The sequence below is a fragment of the Sphingopyxis sp. genome, from assembly GCF_035250425.1.
Lineage (GTDB): Bacteria > Pseudomonadota > Alphaproteobacteria > Sphingomonadales > Sphingomonadaceae > Sphingopyxis.
In genome coordinates, this window is sequence record NZ_DATFFD010000197.1 from 1 (window position 1) to 7,369 (window position 7,369).

General features: G+C 66.9%; 7 protein-coding genes. 2 read left to right on the top strand and 5 right to left on the bottom strand.

Annotation, left to right across the window (positions count from 1 at the left end; genetic code table 11):
• Nucleotides 1–256 precede the first annotated feature (256 nt).
• Complete coding sequence (locus VJ811_RS11725) at nucleotides 257–1,654, bottom strand: methyltransferase family protein (protein ID WP_414711941.1); 1,398 nt, start codon at nucleotides 1,652–1,654, stop codon at nucleotides 257–259.
• 241 nt (nucleotides 1,655–1,895) lie between these two features.
• On the opposite strand from VJ811_RS11725, the gene VJ811_RS11730 reads away from it, so the two are divergent.
• Both VJ811_RS11730 and VJ811_RS11735 read left to right on the top strand, forming a co-directional pair.
• Complete coding sequence (locus tag VJ811_RS11730; RefSeq protein WP_324072503.1) at nucleotides 1,896–3,107, top strand: M23 family metallopeptidase; 1,212 nt, start codon at nucleotides 1,896–1,898, stop codon at nucleotides 3,105–3,107.
• 1 nt (nucleotide 3,108) lies between these two features.
• Entirely contained in the window at nucleotides 3,109–3,510 is a 402-nt protein-coding gene (locus VJ811_RS11735; protein WP_324072514.1) for a polymer-forming cytoskeletal protein, read from the top strand.
• Between the two features lie 25 nt (nucleotides 3,511–3,535).
• Here the strand turns inward: VJ811_RS11735 and VJ811_RS11740 are convergent, their stop codons facing one another.
• The 4 genes from VJ811_RS11740 to VJ811_RS11755 all read right to left on the bottom strand — a co-directional run bounded on the left by VJ811_RS11740 (nucleotide 3,536) and on the right by VJ811_RS11755 (nucleotide 7,161).
• The gene (locus VJ811_RS11740; RefSeq protein WP_324072504.1) at nucleotides 3,536–3,985 is read right to left on the bottom strand and encodes a GGDEF domain-containing protein; all 450 of its coding nucleotides are present in this window, start codon (nucleotides 3,983–3,985) and stop codon (nucleotides 3,536–3,538) included.
• Nucleotides 3,918–5,291: a GGDEF domain-containing protein gene (locus VJ811_RS11745; protein ID WP_324072507.1), complete on the bottom strand. Its 1,374-nt coding sequence runs from the start codon at nucleotides 5,289–5,291 to the stop codon at nucleotides 3,918–3,920. Before VJ811_RS11745 ends, VJ811_RS11740 begins: the two co-directional genes overlap by 68 nt.
• Nucleotides 5,292–5,353: 62 nt before the next feature.
• Nucleotides 5,354–5,653, bottom strand: a complete 300-nt coding sequence (locus VJ811_RS11750; protein ID WP_324072510.1) for a DUF1905 domain-containing protein — start codon at nucleotides 5,651–5,653, stop codon at nucleotides 5,354–5,356.
• A complete protein-coding gene (locus VJ811_RS11755) occupies nucleotides 5,653–7,161 on the bottom strand; it encodes a YifB family Mg chelatase-like AAA ATPase (protein WP_324072512.1) in 1,509 nt (502 codons plus the stop codon). The genes VJ811_RS11750 and VJ811_RS11755 overlap by 1 nt, the downstream gene beginning before the upstream one ends.
• Nucleotides 7,162–7,369: the final 208 nt, after the last annotated feature.

Below are 7,369 nucleotides of genomic sequence, written 5' to 3' on the forward strand. Positions count from 1 at the left end.
GCTCGAGGGCGGCGTTCGCGTCGGCTACAAGACCGATCGCTTCGACATCGCGGGCTTCGTGCGCAACATCACCAACGATGAATCGCCGACTGGCGGCATCGATTTCAACAACCTGACGAGCTACGTCAACGAACCCCGCATCTACGGCATCGAGGCGGGCTTCAAATTCTAAAAGCCTTCGATCCGCGCGGGGTTTCGCTCCGCGCGGATCGGGCCATCGGCCCGACGCCGAAAAGCGCTTTCCAATAATATTCCGCTATGCGACCGGCCCGACGCGCGGGTCGGGTTCGAGCCGAACCAGCGGCCGCGGCCGCCCCGTTGCCTTCGCGAAGAGCCGCGGCACCAGCGCATGCGCCTGCGCCCAGTTCCAATAGGCCTGATACGCCGGATCGGCGAGGAGATGCTTCTCCTCGGTCTTGGCGCGCCAGTAATAGACCCCGCTGACCAGCCCGAGCAGAATGACGTTGCGCGCCCCCTCGACCCAGCCGCCGGCGGTGACGAGGAAGGGCAAAGAGCCGATCCACCAGCTCAGATTCTTCGAAATATAGGCCGGATGGCGGGTGAAGGCATAAGGCCCATGGGTGATGATGCCGCGGTGGGTCAGGTTCGAAAAGCGGATACCGAACGCCATCGTCGCCCAGCTGTAGATCGCGGTGAGCAGCACCAGCACAACGCCCCAGACGATCAGCAGGCCTTCGTGGCCCTGAAGCCAATAGCCCCAGTCGGAGCCATGGACCTGATAATCGAGCGGACCGCCGCTCATCAGGATGAAGGGCGGATAACAGACCAGCGCCGCGACCCACGCCATGCCATAGGGATTGGCGGTGCGGATATGCGCGTCGAGCGGCTTCAGCGTCAGGATATAGCCCACCGTCGCGACATGGACGTCGATCAGATAGAGGAAATTGATCGCCCAGATCCCGGTCATATAGGGGTTGGCGAGCACCTCGCTCATCGGCACCGTGACCAGCGCCGAAAAGTTTCCCGGCACGATCGACAGCATGAAGGCGGTGAAAAAGCCCTTCACCGCCCAGGCGCGCAGATGATGGCCGATCGCGCGCCCGTCGACTGGTTGCCCCGGTGCGATCAACCAGCGCCCGAACTGATAACAACCGTCGCGCGGTTCGATCATGCGGCGGTCGAGCCACAGCATATAGGGCACCGAGACGAGCAACAGCCACGGCGCGACGGTTTCGAGCAGGTTCATCGAAAAGGCGTAATTGCCCTCCCAATAATAGCGCATCGTCGCATAGATCAGCGCGATCAGCCCCCATGTCGCCCACATTCCGGCGAGCTTGGTCAGGCTGATGTCGATCGTCTCGCGCCATGGGCGGCGCTGCGCCCAGTCGATCCCCGTCGACGGATTGCGGTGTACCTTGTCGACGAAAACCGACCACAAAACCATCGGGAGCCCGCAGGCGAGCACGCTCGCGACGGCCGAATTGGGGCCGTTCATCGCCCCGCGGGTCCCCCAGTCGATCCCGAGGAAGGCCGCGATGTCGGGCGCGAACCGCGCAATCAGCAAATAACTCACCAGACCGGCGAGCCCAACGATGCCCACGCCCGCACTGACCGCCGAACGCGGCCGGACGCCATCCGGCGCGGTCGGAGCGCTTGCCGATTCGCGAGCATCGGATGGAGCAGATTTCGCCATGATATTCACCCGCTTAGCGTTACCCGAAAATGGTAAGCAAGCCGTCAATGCAATCGCCCGATTCGCAGGGCGTTTTCCTGCCAAAATGGCGGCATTCCTACCCTTTGACACCGTTCACCGCGCGATGGTTTCGACTCGGCCCGACTCGGGCCGCAAAGATTCGCGCCCGTGCCACCGGCCTGATACAGCGCGCATCAATCGGGGCGGAGGGCTCCAATAAAACACAAGATGGGGTCGCCACTTGTCATCGAAAACAACGGGCCTGCGCGATTTGCGCCAGCGTTTTTCTGCGCTGTTTCAGGACCATGAAATCTTTGTTCGCACGCACGGCCATGTTCGTTTCGTGCGCGTCAGCGCCGTTTGGCAAAAGCGCGTGGCGCTGATCGCCGGCATCGTGCTGCTCGCATGGGCCGGCGCGACGCTGGCGGTGCTCGTCAACCAGCTGCTCAGCTCGGGCGAACGCGCCGCGGTCGCGCAGCAACAGGCCGCCGCCGCCGCGTCCGAAGCGCGCATCGCCAAATATCGCAACAATGTCGCCGAAACCGCCGCCGACCTCGAAGACCGTCAGGAACAGCTCGAGGAATGGTCGAAGGTCCACTTCGGCGTCGAGCCCGCGGCCGTGACACCCGAAGCCCATGCGGCGGGCGCCGCGCCGGCCGCCGGACAGGCGCCCCTTAAAACCAGCGCGCTGATCGACCCGAACCTGCCGCCCGAGGCGCAGATCCTCGCCCGCCTCGAAGCGCGGCAGGAAGATTTCGCGACACGCCTGCTCACCGCGGTCAACGAACGCGCGGCGAAGGCCGAAGGCGCCGTCGCCAAGCTCGGCATGAATCCCGCCATGCTGGTCCGCAATGCCGCGGCCGGCCGCGGTGGTCCGTTCATTCCCTATCGCGGCCGTGCCGGCCGCGCGAGTTCGCTCGGCAAATCCTTCGCCGCGCTCGAAAGCGCGTTGTTTCGGATGGAAGTGCTCGAACGCACACTCGTCGCGATCCCGTCGGGGCAGCCCGCGAATGTGCTGATGCTCTCGTCGAGCTACGGCTATCGCAGCGACCCCTTCACCGGCGCCGGTGCGATGCACTCGGGACTCGATTTCCCCGGACCGATGGGCTCGCCGATCCTCGCCGCCGCCCCCGGCCGCGTCGTCTATGTCGGGCAGAAGTCGGGTTACGGCAATGTCGTCGAGGTCGATCACGGCCAGGGCATATTGACCCGCTACGCCCACTTGTCAGGCTTTACCTCAACCGTCGGAGCGCAGGTTGCCGCGGGGCAGCAGATCGCCAAAATGGGCTCGACCGGCCGTTCGACCGGCAGCCACCTGCATTTCGAAGTCCGTTTGAACGGCGTCGCGGTCAACCCGCGCCGCTTCCTGGAGGCCAAAGCCGATGTTCTCGAAGTCAAAGACGACGCCCGCCAGCGAGTCGGTTCCGTCGCTGCCGCCCGTGGTGCCCGCTAAGATGGCGACGGGCGCGCGCAACACGACCTTCTCGATCCTCGGGGCGGACGTCGTCGTCACCGGCAATGTGGCCGCCAGCGTCGACCTGCACGTCGACGGCAAGATCGACGGTGACCTCAAATGCGCCAACCTCGTCCAGGGCGAGGCGAGCGAGATCAAGGGCGCGGTCGCCGCCGAAACCGCAAAGATCGCGGGCCTGCTCGACGGGTCGATCGAGGCGAAGACGCTGATCGTCCACGCGACCGCGCGGATCACCGGCGACGTCGTCTATGAAACGATCACGATCGAAAATGGCGGCAAGGTCGAAGGCAAGCTGAGCCACCGCCGCCACGGCGCCGCCGCGGCAAAGGCGCCACCGCCGCTCGAAGTCGTCGAAAACAAGTCGGCGTCGGCCGGCTTCTGATCGGGGCCGCGTCCGCGCGCGGCCTTCAATTCGATCTCGCCACCTCGCGGGCGGACGCGCGCGCCGGCATGTCATAGTGCCGCTGGACGATCACCTTGTTGCGCCCCCCGCGCTTCGCATCATAGAGCGCTTCGTCGGCGAGGCGATATAATTGCTGGAAATCGCACGCCGGCCGCACCTCGGCGACCCCGACGCTGGCGGTGACCGGCCGCTCGCCGACCGTCTCGCTGTGATCGCAGGCGGCGATCCCGCGCCGGATGCTTTCGGCGAAACGGCCGAGGATGATCCCTTCCATCCCGATCGTCAGCAACCCGAATTCCTCGCCGCCGAGCCGGGCGACGGTACACATCGGCCCCTCCCAGCGCTCGATCCGGTGCGCGATACCGCACAGCACCACGTCACCCGCATCATGCCCGTAAATATCGTTGATCGATTTGAACCGATCGATGTCGACGACCAGCAGCGCCGCGGGCAAATTGTCCGCGCGCGCGTTCGAGCAGTGGCGTCACGCTCTCGACGAAACCGCGGCGATTGGGCAGGCCGGTCAGCGGGTCGCGCCGCGCGAGCTGCTGCGCCTTTGCTTCGGCGCGGCGCGCATGATCGCGTTCGATGCGCAGATGGCCGAGCCGCCGCGTCGCCGCCGCCGCCAGCCACAGCGCCTGCCAGGTCGCGGCGGCAAGGACCAGCAGCTTCGATCCGCCGCCCCAGAAGCTATCCTCGACATCGATCACATGGATGAGCGCGAGAACCGCCATTGGCAGCCCCCACGCCGCTAGGAAATCGCGTGCCTCGACCGATCCGCGTCGCCATGCCCAGCCGAGATAGGCTGTCACCGCCAGCAGATCGGCGAGGACGACCAGCCCCAGCAGGTCGGCGAGCAAGCCCAGACTGCCGCCGCGTATCAGCGCCAACGGCATACCGGCGAGCCCGACACCCAGCCCCAGGACGAGCGCGCCGGTACGAAGCCACCTCGGCACGCGGCCGCGGCCGACCGCCGTCACCACGCTGAGCGTCGCGAGCGCAATGGCGAGGCACGCAAGGAAGGTGCAGATCTGGGTCGTCACCGTCCCCGCCAATCCGGGCACGAGCGCCAGATGAACCTGCGACCAGAGCGCGCCCCACAGCAGCATCGTGCCCGACCAACCCGCCTGCCACGCCAGATATTGACGGCGCACCGCAAAGGCGAGCGACAGGCTGTAGATGCAGCTGATAAGCAGCAGCGTGAGCGCCGCGCCGATGGCGGCCGCCATGCCCGCCGACTGCATCGCCGCCTCGGCTTTCGGGATGATCCGCGCGTGGATGAACTGGTGGCCGGACAGGCGATCGAAACGCATCGTCACCGCGGTCAACGCCGCGGCGCGTTCGGGCGCTTCGAACAATATCTGCCCGCCGGTGCGCCAATGCGATCCGAAATCGCCTGCCCGCACCTGCTGCCAGCGCGTCGCGCCGTCGGCGTAGGAAAAGGCGACAGCGAGCCGGTCGAAGCGCGACTGATGGACCATCAGCGTAACATCGCCGCGCTGCGCGCCCCGCCCCTCAAGCCGCGCACGAAGCCAAAGGCTGCCCTGCTGATAGTCCGCTGGCGATCCACTGCACGAAAAGCGAAGTGCGGACAGGCTGCTATCGCGCGCCGCGACACCGCTTTGCGCGTGGCAAAGGTCGCGATCGACGTCGAGCGTCATCGCCGCCGCCGGCCCCGCCCACAGCGCGAGCACGAGGACGGCCAAGCCAAGCCTCAGCCGGCCGCACAGGTGCGCCAGAAGATGTCGCGCCGCGATCATCCCTACCCCATCGCATCAATATGTTCGAAAATCTTTACCACCATCGGGGGAAGCCGCGCGAGTCAGGATCCAGGGCGGCCGACGCGCATCCGGACGATAATCCGATCGCCGAGACCCACGGCTTCACACTTCTGGACCGCGACCTTGATCGGCAGCAGATAGGTTCCGTCCCGAGGGAAAAGCGACGTTGCGAAATCCGTTTCGCCGACCCTTGCCACCACCGGCACGACGCCCCAACCATAGCTTTCGGTCATTGCGGCGTAGCGGACGGCGCCGACATGTTCGTCCGGAACCGGCGCGAAAAGAAAGGGTGCCGGCCCGCGCCATTCGATGATCGCGGCTTCGAAGACAATCTTCTCCATCAGTTCCTCGGCGCCTGCCGCCGATAACTGAGCGCCTCGGCGATATGGATGCGGCCGATGTCCGCGGCGCCCGCCAGATCGGCGATCGTCCGCGCGACGCGCAGGATTCGGGTGTAGCCGCGCGCCGACAGCCGCATCGCCTCCGCCGCCTGCGCGAGCAGCTTGCGGCCTGCTTCGTCAGGAGTGGCGACCGCTTCCAACAGCTCGCCGTCGATTTCGGCATTGGTCCGCGCCTTGCGATCGGCATAGCGCGCGGTCTGGACATCGCGTGCCGCCGCGACGCGCGCCGCGACCTCGACGCTGCCTTCGGCGGGCGGCGGCAGGACGAGGTCGGCGGCGCTCACCGCCTGCACCTCGACATGCAGGTCGATGCGGTCGAGTAGCGGCCCCGACAGCTTCGCCTGATAATCGGCGGCGCAGCGCGGCGCGCGGCTGCATGCGAGCGACGCATCGCCGAGATGGCCGCATCGGCACGGGTTCATCGCCGCGACGAGCTGGACGCGCGCCGGGAAGGTCACATGCGCGTTGGCGCGCGCGACGCTGACCTCGCCGGTCTCGAGCGGCTGGCGCAGCGAATCGAGCACCCCGCGCTGGAATTCGGGCAGCTCGTCGAGGAAGAGCACACCCAAATGCGCGAGGCTGACCTCACCCGGCCGCACGCGCAGCCCGCCGCCGACGAGCGCGGGCATCGATGCGGAATGATGGGGGCTGCGAAACGGCCGCGCCCGCACAAGGCGCCCGCCCTCGAGGCTCCCCGCGACCGAGGCGATCATCGACACCTCGAGCGCTTCGGCGGGGGTGAGATCGGGTAGAATGCCGGGCATGCACGCCGCCATCAGCGACTTGCCCGCGCCCGGCGGGCCCGACATCATCAGATTATGCGCGCCGGCGGCGGCGATTTCGAGCGCGCGCTTCGCGGTCTCCTGCCCCTTCACCTGGCGCAGGTCGACCGTGCGCACCGGCGTCTCGACCTCGCCCGGCACCGGCGGTGCGAGCAGCGCATTGCCCCTGAAATGATTGAGCAGCGACAGGAGGTCGGGGGCGCCGAGCACCTCGACATTGCCCGCCCACGCCGCCTCGGGTCCCTGCGCCGCGGGGCAGATCAGCCCGAGCCCGGCGCTGCCCGCGTGGATCGCGGCGAGCAGCACGCCGGGCGACGCCGCGACGCGCCCGTCGAGCCCGAGTTCGCCGACGACCACATAGGAAGCGAGCGTCTCGGGATCGATCACCCCCATCGCGCCGAGCAGCGCCAGCGCGATCGGCAGGTCGTAGTGCGAGCCTTCTTTCGGCAGGTCGGCGGGCGACAGGTTGACGGTGATGACCTTGGGCGGGAGCGACAGGCCGATCGCGGCGATCACGGCGCGGACGCGCTCGCGGCTTTCGCCCACCGCCTTGTCGGGCAGGCCGACGACGACGAAGCGCGGCACACCGGGCGTGATCTGGCATTGCACCTCGACCCCGCGCGCGTCGATGCCGAGATACGCAACAGTGGAAACGACTGCGACCATATTCCCCCCGGAACAGCACCGATGTGCCCCCTTTGTTCCGATGCCCTGTTTAGGCGAAGTGGCGGGAAGGTCGAGTCTTTTCGCAACTTCTCGATCATTGCGCACATCGTGGATGTTTGCGCCGATTTGACAACATACCAACTAGTCGGTATGTCGATTCGCATGACGACCAATCAGCCCCCCTCGATCCCCGCAGCCGCCGCCCGCG